We start from the raw sequence: 15,487 nt of genomic DNA, 5'->3' as shown, positions 1-15,487 counted from the left end.
ACAATCGAGCTCCGTTCTACGCCGGCGATCAGCGCGCGGCGCTATTTTCGCAAAGGCCTCAAGCGCGCCCGTCGGCGGCGAAATTGACCTTGCCCACCAGGATCACCGCCTGGGTGCGGCTGAATACACGCAGCTTGCTCAGGATGGCGGAGACGTGCGCCTTGACGGTGGTCATCGATACGTCGAGATCATAGGCGATCTGCTTGTTGAGCTTGCCTTCGACGATCAGCCGCAGGACCACCTTTTGCTGCGGCGTGAGGCTGGCGATCCTGGCCAGGATATCGGCCGTTTCGGCGTCGGCCGCCTCGTCGCCCTCCTCGACCTCGGGGAGGAAGATGTCGCCCGACAGGATCGTCTTCAACGCGTCGACGATCGCGCTGCGCCTGAGCGACTTGGGGATGAAGCCGGCGGCGCCGGCGGCGATCGCCGATCGCGCCAGGCCCCTCTCCTGCGCGGCCGAAACGATCACGATCGGCAGCGAGGGAAAGCGGTCGCGCATGGCGACCAGTCCCGAAAATCCCGTCGTGCCGGGCATGTTGAGGTCGAGCATCACCAGGTCGAAATCGCCTTCGCGCTCGACGATCGCGGCCGCTTCGTCGATCGACGAGGCCTCGAACAATTCGCATTGGTCAAAGGCGACGGCGATGACCGTTCTCAGGCCATCACGGACCATCGGATGATCGTCTGCGATCAGGACCCGTTCCACGTACCCCTGCCCTCCCTGGCTCGCATAGCGTACCGCAGCCGGTGGGACCGGGGAAGCTGGGGCGGCGCTCGGTAGCGCCGCCCCCAGGGGTCCCGTCATCGTCACTGCTTTGGCAGCTTGAACACCCAGAGCGCCCCGCCCTGGCTGATTTCCTTGACCGCCTTGGCGACTTCGCCGCCCCAGAGCGGCACCGCGCCGCCCCAGCCCGACATCACGGCCACATATTGCTCGCCATCCTGTTCCCAGGTGACCGGGGATCCGACCACGCCCGAACCGGTATTGAATTTCCACAATTCCTTGCCGGTCTTGGCATCGAACGCTTTCAGATATCCTTCGGGCGTGCCGGTGAAGACCAGGTTGCCGGCCGTGGTCAGAACGCCGCCCCACAGCGGGGCCTTGTTCTTATATTCCCACTTGATCTTGCCGGTGGTCGGATCGATCGCGCGCAGGACGCCGATATGGTCGTCGTAGAGCGGCTTGATGGTGAAGCCGGCGCCGAGATAGGCTGCGCCCTTCTTGTAGGTGATCGGCTCGTTCCAGATGTCCATGCCCCATTCGTTGGAGGGGACGTAGAACATGCCGGTCTGTTGACTGAACGCCATCGGCATCCAGTTCTTGCCGCCCAGGAAGCTCGGCGCGGAGAACACCGTATTGCCTTTCTCGCCGGTCGGCGGTCCGGGGCGATTGGCCGGATCGTAGATCGGCCGGCCCTTCTTGTCATAGCCTGTCGCCCAGGTGACCTTCGACACGAACGGCGTCGCCGAGATGAACTTGCCGTTGGTACGGTCGAGCACGAAGAAGAAGCCGTTGCGATTGGCCTGGGCGCCGAGCTTCATCGGCTTGCCATTGATCGTCGCGTCGAAGGGAATGAACTCGTTGACGCCGTCGAAATCCCAGCCGTCATGCGGCGTGTATTGATAGTGCCACTTGATCTCGCCGGTGTCGGGATCGATCGCCAGCAGCGACGAGGTGTAAAGGTTGTCGCCCGGGCGCAGGTTGCTGTTCCAGGGACCGGGGTTGCCGGTGCCGAAGAAGAGCGAATTGGTGTCGGGGTCATAGGTGCCGCCGAGCCAGGTCGCGCCACCGCCATTCTTGTACATGTCGCCCGGCCAGCTCGCGTTGAGCTTGCCGGTCATGGTGCTCTCCTTGCCGTTGAGCATCCCCATATTGCCCTCGACCGTCGGCCGCGACCACAGCAGCTCGCCGGTATTGACGTCGCGCGCCTCGACCTTGCCGATGATGCCGAATTCGCCGCCCGAATTGCCGTAGATCACCTTGCCCTTCACGATCATCGGCGCGGCGGTGAAGCTGTAGCCTGCCCAATAATCGGCCAGCGTCTTGTTCCAGATCACCTTGCCGGTCTTGCGGTTCAGCGCGACCAGATGCGCGTCGAGCGTGCCGAAGATGATCTTGTCGCCGTAAATGGCGGCGCCGCGATTGACGACGTCGCAGCACGGCATGATGCCGTCGGGCAGACGGGCATCATATTCCCACATCTTTTCGCCGGTATGCGCGTCGAAGGCGAACAGCCGCGAGTATGATCCGGTGACGTAGATCACGCCGTCATAGACGATCGGCTGCGATTCCTGCCCGCGCTGCTTCTCGCCACCCAGCGACGAGGCAAAAGCGGGTACCATCTTCGCGACATTGTCGGCGTTGATCGTGGTCAGCGGACTGAAGCGCTGCGCCTTGGGTCCCATGCCATAGGTCAGGACCGAGCTGGTGTTGGTCGCCGAGGCCATCAGGTCGTCGTCGGTCGGTCCCGACTGAGCCGGTGCCGGAGCGGCCGCCTTCGGGGGATCCGCAGGGCCGTCGGCCGCCAGTGCCGCACCCGTTTGACCGGAAATCATCAAGCCAGCCAGCGCGCTCGTCGCTATCAGCCGGTGGAGCCTCTTCATTATCCTTCCCCTCATTTGTCTACCGATCCAGATCGGTCGGGGACGATGCTTATGTGCGGGTGTATCCGGAGCAATTGGACCTAGGGACTACGTGAATGTCCCAAGACGCCCCTTAGCTCAGGATGGGTTCCCGGTGCACCACCCCGTAGCTTGCGAAAATCGCCTTCATTCTGCCGTCGGCAATGACCGCGGCCAACTGTCTTTCTAGTTCATCCGCAAGGTCGCGACTGTCATCCCTGACCGCGAACCCGACATTCCATCCGGGATTGAAGATCAGCGGAACCAGCCCCTTTCGCTCGATCAGGCGCCCTCCGGGCTTCATGCCGTGTTCGATCTGCGCGCGAGTCGCGACCGTTGCGTCGGCGTCGCCGGAGGCGACCGCCGCCACCGCGTCGGCACCGGTATAGACATGCCGCACGTCGGCGCGCAGCGAACCGCCGAACGCCCCCGACAAATACATATCCGGAATGCTCGCGGTCTCGACCACCAGGCGCTTGCCCTTGAGCTGGGGCGGCGGGACTTCGCAATCGGTCGTTTCGCGATTGCAGGCCATTTCGAAGGTTTCGCGATAATAGGGGCCGGCGATCACCGCGCGGTCGTTGTCGATCTGCAGTTTGCGGTCGACCGGCACGTGCATCATCAGGTCGCAGGGGGGTTGGCCGACGACAGTGCCCTTCCAGACCATGTTGCGCAGGTCGTCGCCGAGATCGTCGCCCGCCAGGAACTGGCGGACATCCGTCTTGACGCCGATCCCTTCGGCGAGCAGCCCCGCCAGATCGACATCGATGCCGGTCAGCCGCCCCTCGGCCATCCACGACCAGGGCTCGTAATCCTTGTAGACCGCGACGGTCAGCACGCCCTTGGCCTTCACCTTGTCGAGCGGGCTCGCCCAGGCGCCGGGGATGCCGATGGCGGCACCCGCGAGCGCACCGCCCAACGCAGCCAGCGCGTGGCGACGGGAAAGGAGAGCGCTCACTCGTCGGTATGCTTTGTCTCGAGCCAGGCGCGGATCGCCCAACCGGCCTTTTGCCCGAGGATCTCACCCATCGGCGGCATATAGACCTTGCCGTCTCGGGCCGAACCATGGTGATAGCGCTGGACGAACCACTCGTCGCCGGTATCGCCGAGCTCGAGATAGCGCAGGTCGGGCGCGATACCTCCGCTGATCGCCTCGAGGCCATGGCAGCGCGCACAATTCTGACCATAGGCGAACTCGCCGATCTTGATGGCATCGGGGTTGCCGCGATACGGATTGTGCGTCAGCCAGGTGTCATTGTCGGGCTTGATGTCCGGCAACTTGCTGGTGTCGACCGGCTGCGGCGTGACCGGGCCGTGCCCCATGACCTGCGTCGCCGTGGCGCCGGCGAACAGCGCGAACGACACGCCCATCGCCAAGCGATTGAAAACCTTGTTCATGATACCCTCTCCACAGGCCGGAATTCCAGCCCGCGACACCCTATCGAACCTGCGCCGCCTCCATATTGTACTTTGGTAGTGAAGCGCGATCACCCTGGGCGTAATACTATGGTGCCATGCGCAGGCTCTCGCTTCTTCTCGCTTTCTCGCTGCTGCCGGCAACGGCTCGCGCAGAGACGATCTACGTCACCAACGAAAAGGCGGGGACGATCTCGGTGATCGACGGCGCGACGCTCAAGGTCGCCGCCACCTGGCCCGTCGGCAAGCGGCCTCGCGGGCTGTTGCTGTCGCGCGACGGCAAGTATCTCTACGTCTGCGCGAGCGACGCCAATGCCGTGCAGGTGATCGACCGGGCAAACGGCAAGGTGATCGCCGACCTGCCCTCGGGCGAAGACCCCGAGCAATTCGCGCTATCGGTCGACGGGCGGATGCTGTTCGCGGCCAACGAACGCGACGCGGCGGTCACCGCGATTGACGTGCCGAGCAAGTCCGTGGCCTTCCAGCTCGTCGTCGGTGTCGAGCCGGAGGGGATGGCGACGAGTCCCGACGGCACGACCGTCATCTCCACCTCGGAAACCGACAATTCGATCCACTGGATCGACCTTGCCAGCCGCAGCGACGTCGCGGTGACCGAGGTCGGAGCCCGGCCGCGCCATGCCGAATTCACCGGCGACGGCAAGCAATTGTGGGTGTCGGCCGAAATAGGCGGGGACGTCTCCGTGATCGACGTCGCCAGCCGCAAGGTGATCGACCGCATTACTTTTGCTCCGCCCGGTGTTCTCGGCAGCACGATCATGCCGGTGGGCGTGAATTTCACGCCTGACCGCAAGACCGCGCTGGTCGCGTTGGGACGCGGCAATAGCATCGCGTTCGTCGACGTCGCGTCGCGCAAGGTGACGGGCTACGTCCCGGTCGGTGGCCGCGTCTGGCACCTCGCGATCGGCGCCGATGGGCGGCGGGCTTTCACCGCCAACGGCCTGACCAACGATGTCTCGGTCGTCGATATCGCCAGTCGAAAGGTGGTCGCCACCATCCCGGTCGACAAGGCGCCATGGGGAGTCGTCATCGCGGAATGACCGCGAGCGGCCGGCACGGACCTAAAGTTCAATTTCCGACAATCGCCGACACCGGCACCTTCCCGCTCGACGGCGACCTACACCGCCGCTGACACAGAGGGAGGATTTCGATGAAGGGACGGGCCATGAGGCTCGCCGCCGCGAGCGCGGCTGCGTGCTTGATCTTGGGGGCTACGCCTGCACTCGCGCAAAGCGCCAATGCCGATCTGCTGCTCAAGCTCAAGGAAAAGGGCATCCTGTCGGATGAGGAATATCAGCAGCTGATGGCGCGCGACCAGGCGCAGGCCGCTCCCGCCCAGCCCGCGCCGCAAGCGGCGGCAGCGGCGCTCGACGACAAGAAGATAGTGCGGATGAGCGATAGCGGCGTCGGTTTCGAAATGGCCGGCGTTACGCTCAAATTCTCCGGTTCGGTCAACGGCTTCTACGTCCATGACAGTGGCGACAAGTCGGCCGCCAACACCACCGTCGCCGGCGGGCTGGCGACGGTAGGCAACAACAGCTCGTCGGTGCGCAACGGCCTGTTGCCGGGCTTTCTCAAGGTCGACGTGACCACCCGCCAGGCCGGTTGGGACATCGGCGCGCATTTCGGCCTGTATCCGGGCATCAACAGCGTGACCGGCGTCGGCGGCGCGAATTCGGGGGGCAATCCGACCGCCCTGGGGACCAGCGGGATCGATTTCCGCCAGACCTATCTGACGTTCGGCAAGCCCAATATCGGCGAATTCAAGATCGGCCGCGACATCGGCCTGTTCGGATCGGAAGCCATCCTGAACGACATCACCCTGCTGTCGAGCGGTACGCCCGCCGGCAATGCGGCTCCGTCCAACACGACACTGGGGCGTATCGGCATCGGCTATATCTACACCGATTTCCAGCCGCAGATCACCTATACCACCCCCAAGCTCGGCGGCTTCCAGGCGTCGTTCGGCGTGTTCCAGCCGCTCACCACGATCGGCTCGGGCGAGGTCAACGGCACACCGGGGTTCCAGGCGAAGCTGGTCTATGACTTCAAGGCAGCTGGTGTCGCCGGACACCTCTGGGTGTCGGGCATCACCCAGAAGCATGACGGCATCAGCGGATTCCCCAGCTACACCGGCAATGCCATCGATGTCGGCGCCAAGTTCAGCGTCGCCGGCTTCACTGCGCTCGGTTATTATTACACCGGCAGCGGCGTCGGCACGACCGGCCTGTTCCTGCTGTCCACGGCCGCCAACGGCCGCAAGCGCGACAGCGACGGCTTCTATGGCCAGGCAACCTATACGATCGGCAAGTTCACGCTCGGCGGCAGTTATGGCGAGAGTCGCCTCGACCTGGCGCCGGGCGAGATCAATCCGATCCTGGTCCGCAAGAATTCAAGCTGGGTCGGTCAGGCGCGTTACGGCCTGACTTCCTGGGTGACGCTGCTCGGCGAATACGTCCACACCAAGGCCGAAGCGCAGGGGACCAACCAGGCGACATCCAATGCGGTCGCCGCCGGGGCGATCCTGTTCTTCTAGTCCCGCTTGCCAAGGGCGGCGTCCGGGGCCACCGCTCCGGCCGCCGCTCCAACCTCGAAGGGTCAGCCGATGTCGTTACGCACCGCGCGCTTTGCTCTCATCGCGTCGATCGCCTGCCCGATGGCCGCGCAGGCGCAGAGCCAGTCCGCCGCCCCGGCAAAGGCGGATGACGATATCGTGGTGCTGGGTACCGGGCTCGATCTGCCGCCCGGCACGCCGGCTTATGGCGCGACGACGATCGGCCGCGACCGCCTGACCAACGACGCCTCGGGCCGGGTCGAGGACGTGCTGGCCGACGTCGCCGGCTTTCAGCAATTCCGCCGCTCGGACAGCCGCTCGGCCAATCCGTCGGCGCAAGGCGCGACGTTGCGTGCGCTCGGCGGCAACGCCTCGAGCCGGACGTTGGTGCTGCTCGACGGCGTGCCGATCGCCGATCCCTTTTTCGGCTATCTGCCGTTCAACGCGCTGGTGCCCGATCGCCTCGCGGGCATTCGCGTGACGCGGGGTGGCGGATCGGGCCCGTTCGGCGCGGGCGCGGTTGCCGGCACGATCGAACTGGTCAGCGCCGGGCGGCGCGACTTGCCGCTGCTGAGCGCGGAAGCATTGTACGGCAGCCGGGAATCAGAGAGCCTTTCGGCCAGCCTGTCACCAAACCTCGGCCGCGGCTTCGCGACATTATCGGGCCGGTTCGAGCGCGGCGATGGATTCTACACCACGCCCGACGACCAACGCGTCGCGGCAAGCGTTCCCGCGCGTTACCGCGACTGGTCGGCATCCGCACGCGCGGTAGCGCCGATCGATGCCGAAACCGAATTGCAATTCCACGGCCTGGTGTTCGGCGACAATCGCACGCTGCGTTTCCGCGGAGCCGATTCGAGCTCGGAGGGCGAGGATGCGAGCATCCGATTGGTCCATCGCGGCGGCTGGCAGGTCGACGCACTGGCTTATGTCCAGGTGCGCAATTTCTCCAACAGGGTGATCAGCGCCACCAGCTTCAAACTGACGCTCGACCAGCGCAACACGCCCGCGACCGGCATCGGGGGCAAGATCGAGTTGCGGCCGCCGGTCGGTCACGACCAGGTCGTCAGGATCGGCGGCGACGTCAGGCTGGCCGATGGCGAACTGTTCGAGGATGCCTATAACAGCGCCGGCGCGGTGACCGCGCGGCGCAATGCCGGTGGCAATTCGAGCGTGGCGGGAGTGTTCGTCGAGGATGACTGGACGGTCGGCAAATTGGTGCTGACTGGCGGTGTGCGGCTCGATCGCTGGACCTTGACCCGCGGCTTCTTCCACGAACGCAACGGCGCCGGCGTCGCGACCAGCAACAAGGCTTTTCCCGATCGCAGCGGGACCGAGTTCACCGGGCGAGCAGGCCTGCTCTTCCACCCCGCCGACGCGGTCGCTCTGCGCGCCGCCGCCTATACAGGTTTTCGCCTGCCGACGCTTAACGAGCTCTATCGGCCCTTCACGGTCTTTCCCGTCACCACTCAAGCCAATGCCGGTCTTAAACCCGAACGGCTGCGTGGCGTGGAAGCGGGAATAGACGTCACACCCTTACCCGGGCTGACCGTTTCCGGCACCCTGTTCTACAACAAACTGGCGGACGCGATCGCCAACGTGACGATCGGCACCAACCTGCGCCAACGCCGCAACGTCGACGCCGTTGAAGCCAAAGGGGTCGAGGCGAACATCGTCTGGCGGCGCGGCGCGATGATGATGTCCGCCTCCTATGCCTATTCGGACAGCAAGGTCCGCGCGCCGGGCAATGCGTTCGACGGCCTGGCCCCGGCACAAAGCCCCCGCCATGCGGCCAGCGCGACGATCGCCTGGTCGCCAAAGGCCGGACCCATCCTGTCCGCGACCCTGCGCTATGTCGGCGACCAATATGAGGACGATTTGCAGACCGACAAATTGGCCGCGGCGACCACCGTCGACCTGTTCGGCAAGCTGCCGATCGCGCACGGCTTCAGCGCGGTCGTCCGCGCCGAGAATATGTTCGATGCCCAGGTCATCACTCGCAACCAGGCGGGATCGATCGACCTCGGCACGCCCAGAACGCTGTGGGTCGGCGTTCGCTTCGGAGGATAGAATGGACCAGATCGTAGCACTTCCCGGTTGGGCGGGCGAAGCGAAGATGCAGCGCGCCGGTTACGACGCGCAAGCTGCCCGGGCGCTTGCCCAACCGCAGGCCTATTGGCTCGACCAGGCGCGGCGGCTCGATTGGATCGTCGCGCCGACCGTCGCGGACGAAAGCAGCTTCGACGAAGCCGATTTCCAGGTCCGCTGGTTCGCCGACGGCGTGCTGAACGTCGCCGCCAATTGCCTCGATCGCCATTTGACGACGCGCGCCGACCAGACCGCGATTCTCTGGGAACCCGACGATCCCGCCGAGCCGTCGCGAGCGATCAGCTATGCCGAACTTCACGCGGAGGTCTGCCGCTTCGCCAATGTGCTCAAGGAGCTCGGTGCACATCGCGGTAGCCGTATAACCATCTATCTGCCGATGATCCCGGAAGCCGCGGTGGCGATGCTGGCCTGCGCGCGGATCGGCGCGATCCATTCGATCGTGTTCGGCGGCTTTTCGCCCGAGGCCCTGGCCGGCCGCATCGTCGATTGCGATTCGACCATCCTGATCACTGCCGACGAAGGCCGACGCGGCGGCAAGAAGGTCGCGCTCAAGGCCAATGCCGACCTGGCGGCGACGCATACGCCCAGCCTGGAGAAGATCGTCGTGGTCCGCGCCACCGGCGGACAGGTCGCGATGCAGCCGGGCCGCGACCTTTGGTATGGCGAAGCCATGGCCGCGGCGCCCGCTACGTGCGACCCGGAACCGATGCATGCAGAGGATCCGTTGTTCATCCTCTACACCTCGGGCTCGACGGGAAAGCCCAAGGGCGTAGTCCACAGTTCGGGCGGCTATCTGCTCTGGGCCAGCCTGACTCACGACCAATGTTTCGATTATCGCGACGGCGAAGTGTTCTGGTGCGCCGCCGATGTCGGCTGGGTCACCGGGCACAGCTATATCGTCTATGGCCCGCTGGCGAATGGCGCGACCACGTTGATGTACGAAGGCGTGCCCAACTGGCCGACCCCAAGCCGGATCTGGGATGTGGTCGACCGCCATAAGGTCGCGACCTTGTTTACCGCGCCCACCGTGCTGCGGTCGCTGATGCGTGAGGGCGACGAGCATGTCGCGCGGACCAGCCGTCAGTCGCTGCGCCTGCTCGGCTCGGTCGGCGAGCCGATCAATCCCGAAGCCTGGCGCTGGTATCATCATGTCGTCGGCGAGGATCGCTGCCCGATCATCGACATGTGGTGGCAGACCGAAACCGGCGCCGGGATGATCGCTCCCCTGCCCGGTGCGACCCCGCTCAAGCCGGGATCCGCGACCTGGCCACTCCCCGGAGTCGAACCGCAGTTGGTCGATAGCGAAGGTCACGTGCTGAATGGCGCAACCGAAGGGGCTTTGGTCATCGCGCGCAGCTGGCCCGGGCAGATGCGCACCGTCTGGGGCGATCACGAGCGGTTCTTCCAGACCTATTTCTCGACCTTTCCGGGCAAATATTTCACCGGCGACGGCGCGCGCCGCGACGAGGACGGCTATTATTGGATCACCGGCCGCGTCGACGACGTGATCAACGTCAGCGGGCACCGCATGGGCACCGCCGAGGTGGAAAGCGCGCTGGTACTGCATCCGAAGGTCGCGGAGGCGGCGGTGGTCGGCTTCCCGCACGATATCAAGGGTCAGGGCATCTACGCTTATGTCACCCTGAATGTCGGCGAGGAGTTCTCGGAAGAGCTTCGACGCGACCTGGTCAAATGGGTGCGGATGGAGATCGGTCCGATCGCCACGCCCGACGCGGTGCAATTCGCGCCGAGCCTGCCCAAGACCCGCTCGGGCAAGATCATGCGCCGCATCCTCCGCAAGATCGCCGAGGGGGACGTATCGAGCCTTGGCGACACCTCGACCCTGGCCGATCCGACAGTGGTCGAAGATCTGGTAACGAACCGGGTCGGCGGTCAGCCGGTCACCGCTTGAGGTCGACCCGGGGAAGCGCCTGTTCCTCGATCCGCGAGAAGAGATGGGCGACCGACCGCTGTAGTTCGTAGCGCGCCGCTTTCAGCGCAGCGAAACGCTCGGGGATCGGCAGATTCCCGGCCTCGACCGGGTCGAGCCCTTCGGCGACGGCCCGATCGAGCGTTTCGCGGAGCCATGACAGCCAATCGCGCGTCTGATCGATGGCCGCGCTCGGCGTCGAATCGACCGGTCCGTGGCCGGGTATCACTGCGCGATGGCGGATAGTCCCCAAGCGATCGAGCGAGGCCAGCCATCGTCCGATATCGGCGTGCGGCGTGGAGGGCGCGCGATCGTGGAATACCAGGTCTCCGGCGATCAGCACGCCCGTTTCATTATCCACGATCGCGAGGTCGGCCTCACTGTGTCCGGCGAGCGGATAGAGATCCAGGCGTCGATCACCGAACGTCTCATGATCTTCGCCGAGCACCTTCCCAGGCGCGGCAAACTCGGTGCCGCGCATCCAATCGCCGAGCAGACGATACATGCCGTCCGAAAAGCTCGGGCCGAGGGTTTCGAGCGATCTGGCCAGAGCGGGCGTCACCGCGACGATCGAGGGATCGAATGCTGCCGCACCATAGATATGATCGGGGTGCAAATGGGTCAGATACACGCGGATCACGGGCATGCCGGTCAATGCTTCGGCCGCCGCCTTGAGCTGCTGACCATAACGCAGCGACGGACCACAATCGACGAGCACCGTCCCTACGGTTGTGCGCAGGATCGAGATATTCGCGATCGCACCGCCATTGGCCCCGTCGATCGCGGCATCCTTGCCTCGCACCACCCATATATTCCGCGCAACCGGCAGGGGATCGATCGTGTAGCGCAATGGCGCGGCACGAAGCGGACTCGCCAGGCCGGCCGCGACCATGGCGAGCGCGGCACGGCGATCGATCATGGTCATCGCGGCGCGGCAGCGGCGGCCGGCGTCAGGCGCGCGGCATAGTCGATACCGTTGGTATCGCGGCCGGTCATGACCACCTCTTCGTTCTGCGATGCGTCGACGATCATCGTAAATTCCGGATCCTCCGCGACGGACGCCTCGATCCGCAAATCGCCGAACCGCCGCCCCTCCCCGCCGGTCAGCGCGACCTCCTCGAGATTGTAGGTCGGGATATTGTCGATCAATCCGGTATCCATCGGGTGGCGAAACGCCAGGCGGATACGCATCCCGCCCGTGCCCCATCGGGCGACTCCCCGCACCTCGCCCAGATGCTCCGCCCAATCGCCTTTGACCCGACTGATCGGCGGCAACGAGCACCCACCGCCGGCCGCGTCGATCCACCCACCGGAGACCAGCCAGCTGCCGTCGGCAAGCTGCACGGCCCCGCGCACCGGCGTGCGCTGGTCGAGCTTGATGCGCGTCGAGAAATAGGGTTGCGCCGCGTCCAGCGTATAGTCCACCGCCAGCGGGATCGGATTGAGGTCGGCGAACAGCAGAATCCGCTTCACGCCGACGATGCCGCGCGCGTCGATCGCCACCGGAAACTGGCGCTGATTTTCGGCAATGTCGGGGAAAATCACTCGGACGCGCGGATCGAACCGCACCGGCGCGTCGCCGAACAGGGTCTTGCCGAGACGCTGCCACATCGGGGAGCCGAGCGGGTCGGCCGGCAATGCGGCCTGGGCGGGCGCCGCCGCGATCATCGCCAACACCGCCGCCAGACAGCACGCAAACCTGCTCATCTTATCCTTCTCCCAAAGGCCAAGTTACCGACCCAGCCTACCAGGCTATATTGAACCTTGGTCCAAGGAGCGGGTCGGATGAGCTGGAGCGTGGTCGCCGCGATGGGACTGCTGGGATTGAGCCTGGCGCAGGACACCGCGCCTCTGTTCGATCCCGTCCAGGGGTATCGCCTGACGCATTATCGCGGCGTCGTACCCGCCCCACCCGACGGCGTGACGCAAGCGGATGGCGCAGCGGTACGGACGCTTTGGCGTACGCACCGCGCTGTCTTCGTCGACGCAAGCCCGGTGGCAGGCGTCCGCGACGCCGCGACCGGGCGATGGACGCTATATGATTCGCATCGCACGATCCCCGGTGCGCATTGGTTTCCGGATAGCGGACGCGGCGTGCTTGCGGAGGGAATCGACCGCTGGCTGACGCAGGGAGTCCGCCGCCTGCAAGCGAGCCATCGCGGGAGGCCCGTGGTGGTGTTCTGCTATGCCGATTGCTGGATGAGCTGGAACGCCGCGCTGCGGCTGCGGCGGGCCGGTATCCGCGACGTGCGCTGGTATGCCGAGGGGCTCGATGGCTGGCGTGACATGGACCTGCCGACCGTTACGGCGACGCCCGAGCGTTAGCCCGCCCCGCGCCCGTCTCGGCTTCGCGGCAGCCAAGCCTAGAAGCGGATGCGTGCGCCGATGCGGAGCGATCGCGGAGCGCCCGGCGCGCTGAAGGTCGAATATTGCAGCGGTCGCTCGCCGCCGATTACCGGTCCGGCGAACGGCCGGGCGACGAAACTCCCCTGCGCGTCGAACCCTGTCGCCGCGAGCTGGGCGGCGGTCGCATAACGCTTGTCGAAGAGATTGCTGACCTGGACGAAGAAGCGCACGCCCTTGCCCGGCCTCAATTCCAGGCCGGCATTGAGCAATGCATAACCGGCGGTTCGCCCCGGGCCGAGATAATAGACACCGTCGGGTCGATGCGCGTTGTTCTCGTTGCCGCGCGCATAGACGCCGGACGAGGCGATCATGTCGAGGTCGAGCGTGAGGAAGCGCGCGACGTCCCAGCCGATCGCCGCCTTGAATAGATTGCGCGGAACCAGCGGGATGCGGTCCCCCTTGGCGATGGCGATCGTGCCGCCAAAACCCGGGGCGACACCATCCGCGCTGCTGTTCGCCGACCCGTCGACCAGCTCCGCGCTGCGATAGGTGGCATCGAGCAGCGTGTAATGTGCCGACACGCGTAGCGGACCGATCGTGCCGGTCAGGTCGATGTCGATCCCCTGGCGCCGGGTACGCCCGAAATTGCGGAAATAGCCGAACCCCGAAACATCGCTGGCGACGAACAGGATGTCGTCGCGACTGACCGTGCGGAACAGCCCGACCCGTAGCGCGAATGGCGTGACTGTCAGGCCGATTCCCGTCTCCATCGTCGTCGCGATCACCTGTTTGAGCGGCGGGTCGCCGGCCAGCGCATTGGGCAGCCGGCATGGACTGGCGGGATCCGCACACCCCAGTTCCACTGCCGATGGCGCCCGGCTCGCCTGGCCGAGCGCAGCGTCGAACGTCACCCCATGAACCGGTGTCCAGCGCGCGGCCGCGGACGGGTTGACGCGCGCGAACACCTGATCGCTATCCAGGCTGCCGGTGCCGCCGCCGGGAGAAATGCGATCGCGGTTGCGGATTGCCGTACGGTCGTACCGCGCCGACAGGTCGATCGTCAGCGTGTCGATAGTGATCGATTCCAGTCCATAAGCGCTGAACGTCGACGTCCGGCCATTGAGATCGACGCGGGCATCGAACGCATTCTCCGAATCCTGCGAGCCGTCGGCGAACGCGCCGGGTCCGGCGACGATCGCCACGCCGCGATCGGGCGTGAGATAGCCGAATTGCGACTGTTGCGCGAAATCGACCACCGATCGGATGTAACCGAGGCCCAGCGTCGTTCGGCTTCGCGCACCGGCCAGGCGCGCTGCCCAGGTCAGTTCCGCGGAAGCACCCCATTCGCGCTGACGGTCCTTCGATCGGTTTTGCAGCCCATCGCACTTCTCGTTGGGTTCGCTGTTGAGCAGGATATTCGCGATGCACCGCCATTTGGGAAATGGGGTGTTCGCCTGCGTCTCCCCGCTCGAGGGAAATCCGGAATAGCCGGCGGCGGCCAGCGCTGCGCGCTCGGCGGCGTCGGGTTGATAAACATTCTCGCCGAGCGCATCGTCATTGATGTCGCCATTGATCGTATCGGTGTCGATGCGCCGCCAAAACAGAGTGCCGGAAAGCGACAGCCGATCGGAAAAGCGGTGCTCGGCCGACAGGTTGGCCAACCAGGCCCGATTGCGGGTGGTGTCGGGCTGGCTGTAGACGCTGGCGCGGTCGGCCGCCAGCAACCGCATTTCCTGCAAACCATTGCCGTTGAGATCGGTGTCGGCATGGCTCCCCGACAGTGAGACGGACGTGTCCGCGCCGTGCCAGCGCAGCTTGCCGAACGCCTGGAAAGCCCGCGAAGGCGAGGCATCGCGCCAACCGCGCTCCTCGAACCAATTGCCGCTGGCGAAAAGGTCCAAGCCCCCGCCGATCGGCCCGCCGGCCTGGGCCTCCACGGTGTGGCGCCCCCACGATCCGCGGCTGACCTCCAGCTCGACACCTTTATCGGCCGCGCCGTCCTTGGTCGCGATCGCGATGGCGCCGCCCAGCGAGTTGCGCCCAAAGAGGGGATCCGATCCCGGCACGACGCTTATTCGCGCAATGGCCGACTTGGGAATGAGGTCCCAACTGACGACATCCCCGAACGGCTGATTGAGGCGGACGCCATCGAGATAGACCGACAGGCCTTGCGGCGTCCCCAGCAGCGGCGACGCGGTAAAACCGCGGTAGTTGACGTCGGGCTGCAGCGGATTGTTCTGGACATCGTTGATGAATACGCCGCCCGACATGCGGCGAAGATAGTCGGTTAGGTCGAGCGCGTGCGCGCGCTCGATATCGGCAGCGAGCGCGGTTTGGGCCGGCGGCGCGGGCACCTGGTCGCCGCGGTTATCGAGCGGCGTCGCGGTGATGACGATATCGCTCGCCTCACGATCCGGTTCAGCGGACGGCAGCGGCGTCGTGGCGGCAATGAGGGGGAGGAACCACGCCATCCCGGCGTTGTCGGGCGCCTC

The 15,487-nt window shown here is 65.5% G+C and carries 12 protein-coding genes; 5 read left to right on the top strand and 7 right to left on the bottom strand.

Annotated features, from left to right (window positions below):
- Nucleotides 1-58: 58 nt before the first annotated feature.
- The 4 genes from Q0L25_RS20375 to pedF form a co-directional block, all read right to left on the bottom strand.
- Nucleotides 59-805, bottom strand: a complete 747-nt coding sequence (locus Q0L25_RS20375; protein WP_296617492.1) for a response regulator transcription factor — start codon at nucleotides 803-805, stop codon at nucleotides 59-61.
- A 2-nt stretch (nucleotides 806-807) separates the two neighbouring features.
- The gene (locus Q0L25_RS20370) at nucleotides 808-2,556 is read right to left on the bottom strand and encodes a methanol/ethanol family PQQ-dependent dehydrogenase (RefSeq protein WP_296617817.1); all 1,749 of its coding nucleotides are present in this window, start codon (nucleotides 2,554-2,556) and stop codon (nucleotides 808-810) included.
- 160 nt (nucleotides 2,557-2,716) lie between these two features.
- Nucleotides 2,717-3,580: an ABC transporter substrate-binding protein gene (locus tag Q0L25_RS20365; protein WP_296617491.1), complete on the bottom strand. Its 864-nt coding sequence runs from the start codon at nucleotides 3,578-3,580 to the stop codon at nucleotides 2,717-2,719.
- Entirely contained in the window at nucleotides 3,577-3,993 is a 417-nt protein-coding gene (pedF, locus tag Q0L25_RS20360) for a cytochrome c-550 PedF (protein ID WP_296617815.1), read from the bottom strand. The genes Q0L25_RS20365 and pedF overlap by 4 nt, the downstream gene beginning before the upstream one ends.
- A gap of 143 nt (nucleotides 3,994-4,136) precedes the next feature.
- On the opposite strand from pedF, the gene Q0L25_RS20355 reads away from it, so the two are divergent.
- From Q0L25_RS20355 to acs, 4 genes are all read left to right on the top strand, one after another.
- Nucleotides 4,137-5,096, top strand: coding sequence for a PQQ-dependent catabolism-associated beta-propeller protein (locus Q0L25_RS20355; RefSeq protein ID WP_296617489.1), 960 nt, complete (start codon nucleotides 4,137-4,139; stop codon nucleotides 5,094-5,096).
- Between the two features lie 110 nt (nucleotides 5,097-5,206).
- Nucleotides 5,207-6,592: a porin gene (locus Q0L25_RS20350; protein WP_296617488.1), complete on the top strand. Its 1,386-nt coding sequence runs from the start codon at nucleotides 5,207-5,209 to the stop codon at nucleotides 6,590-6,592.
- A 120-nt stretch (nucleotides 6,593-6,712) separates the two neighbouring features.
- Nucleotides 6,713-8,680 carry a TonB-dependent siderophore receptor gene (locus Q0L25_RS20345; RefSeq protein WP_296617814.1) on the top strand — a complete coding sequence of 656 codons (1,968 nt, stop codon included), beginning with the start codon at nucleotides 6,713-6,715 and terminating at the stop codon, nucleotides 8,678-8,680.
- A gap of 1 nt (nucleotide 8,681) precedes the next feature.
- Entirely contained in the window at nucleotides 8,682-10,631 is a 1,950-nt protein-coding gene (gene acs, locus Q0L25_RS20340; protein ID WP_296617485.1) for an acetate--CoA ligase, read from the top strand.
- Here the strand turns inward: acs and Q0L25_RS20335 are convergent.
- Entirely contained in the window at nucleotides 10,621-11,568 is a 948-nt protein-coding gene (locus Q0L25_RS20335) for a quinoprotein relay system zinc metallohydrolase 1 (RefSeq protein ID WP_296617812.1), read from the bottom strand. The two genes, acs and Q0L25_RS20335, sit on opposite strands and share 11 nt — an antisense overlap.
- A 2-nt stretch (nucleotides 11,569-11,570) precedes the next feature.
- Nucleotides 11,571-12,356, bottom strand: a complete 786-nt coding sequence (locus Q0L25_RS20330; RefSeq protein WP_296617484.1) for a quinoprotein dehydrogenase-associated SoxYZ-like carrier — start codon at nucleotides 12,354-12,356, stop codon at nucleotides 11,571-11,573.
- 78 nt (nucleotides 12,357-12,434) lie between these two features.
- Between Q0L25_RS20330 and Q0L25_RS20325 the strand changes: the two genes are divergently transcribed.
- Nucleotides 12,435-12,974: a rhodanese-like domain-containing protein gene (locus tag Q0L25_RS20325; RefSeq protein ID WP_296617482.1), complete on the top strand. Its 540-nt coding sequence runs from the start codon at nucleotides 12,435-12,437 to the stop codon at nucleotides 12,972-12,974.
- 38 nt (nucleotides 12,975-13,012) lie between these two features.
- Here Q0L25_RS20325 and Q0L25_RS20320 read toward each other — a convergent pair whose 3' ends face one another.
- On the bottom strand, nucleotides 13,013-15,466 hold the full coding sequence (locus Q0L25_RS20320; protein WP_296617480.1) for a TonB-dependent receptor: 2,454 nt from the start codon (nucleotides 15,464-15,466) through the stop codon (nucleotides 13,013-13,015).
- Nucleotides 15,467-15,487 lie beyond the last annotated feature (21 nt).

Origin of the sequence: Sphingomonas sp. (genome assembly GCF_024508665.1) — a bacterium.
In the GTDB taxonomy this organism is placed as follows: Bacteria; Pseudomonadota; Alphaproteobacteria; order Sphingomonadales; family Sphingomonadaceae; genus Sphingomonas.
The sequence above is the reverse complement of the archived record's forward strand: the minus strand, read 5'-3'. Positions and strand labels throughout refer to the sequence as shown.

Coding starts and splice junctions, on each gene's coding strand:
- Q0L25_RS20375 (WP_296617492.1), bottom strand. CDS start 805: ATGACGGGACCCCTGGGGGCGGCGCTACCGAGCGCCGCCCCAGCTTCC.
- Q0L25_RS20370 (WP_296617817.1), bottom strand. CDS start 2,556: ATGATTTCCGGTCAAACGGGTGCGGCACTGGCGGCCGACGGCCCTGCG.
- pedF (WP_296617815.1), bottom strand. CDS start 3,993: ATGGGCGTGTCGTTCGCGCTGTTCGCCGGCGCCACGGCGACGCAGGTC.
- Q0L25_RS20355 (WP_296617489.1), top strand. CDS start 4,137: ATGCGCAGGCTCTCGCTTCTTCTCGCTTTCTCGCTGCTGCCGGCAACG.
- Q0L25_RS20350 (WP_296617488.1), top strand. CDS start 5,207: ATGAAGGGACGGGCCATGAGGCTCGCCGCCGCGAGCGCGGCTGCGTGC.
- Q0L25_RS20345 (WP_296617814.1), top strand. CDS start 6,713: ATGGCCGCGCAGGCGCAGAGCCAGTCCGCCGCCCCGGCAAAGGCGGAT.
- acs (WP_296617485.1), top strand. CDS start 8,682: ATGGACCAGATCGTAGCACTTCCCGGTTGGGCGGGCGAAGCGAAGATG.
- Q0L25_RS20335 (WP_296617812.1), bottom strand. CDS start 11,568: ATGATCGATCGCCGTGCCGCGCTCGCCATGGTCGCGGCCGGCCTGGCG.
- Q0L25_RS20330 (WP_296617484.1), bottom strand. CDS start 12,356: ATGAGCAGGTTTGCGTGCTGTCTGGCGGCGGTGTTGGCGATGATCGCG.
- Q0L25_RS20325 (WP_296617482.1), top strand. CDS start 12,435: ATGAGCTGGAGCGTGGTCGCCGCGATGGGACTGCTGGGATTGAGCCTG.
- Q0L25_RS20320 (WP_296617480.1), bottom strand. CDS start 15,466: ATGGCGTGGTTCCTCCCCCTCATTGCCGCCACGACGCCGCTGCCGTCC.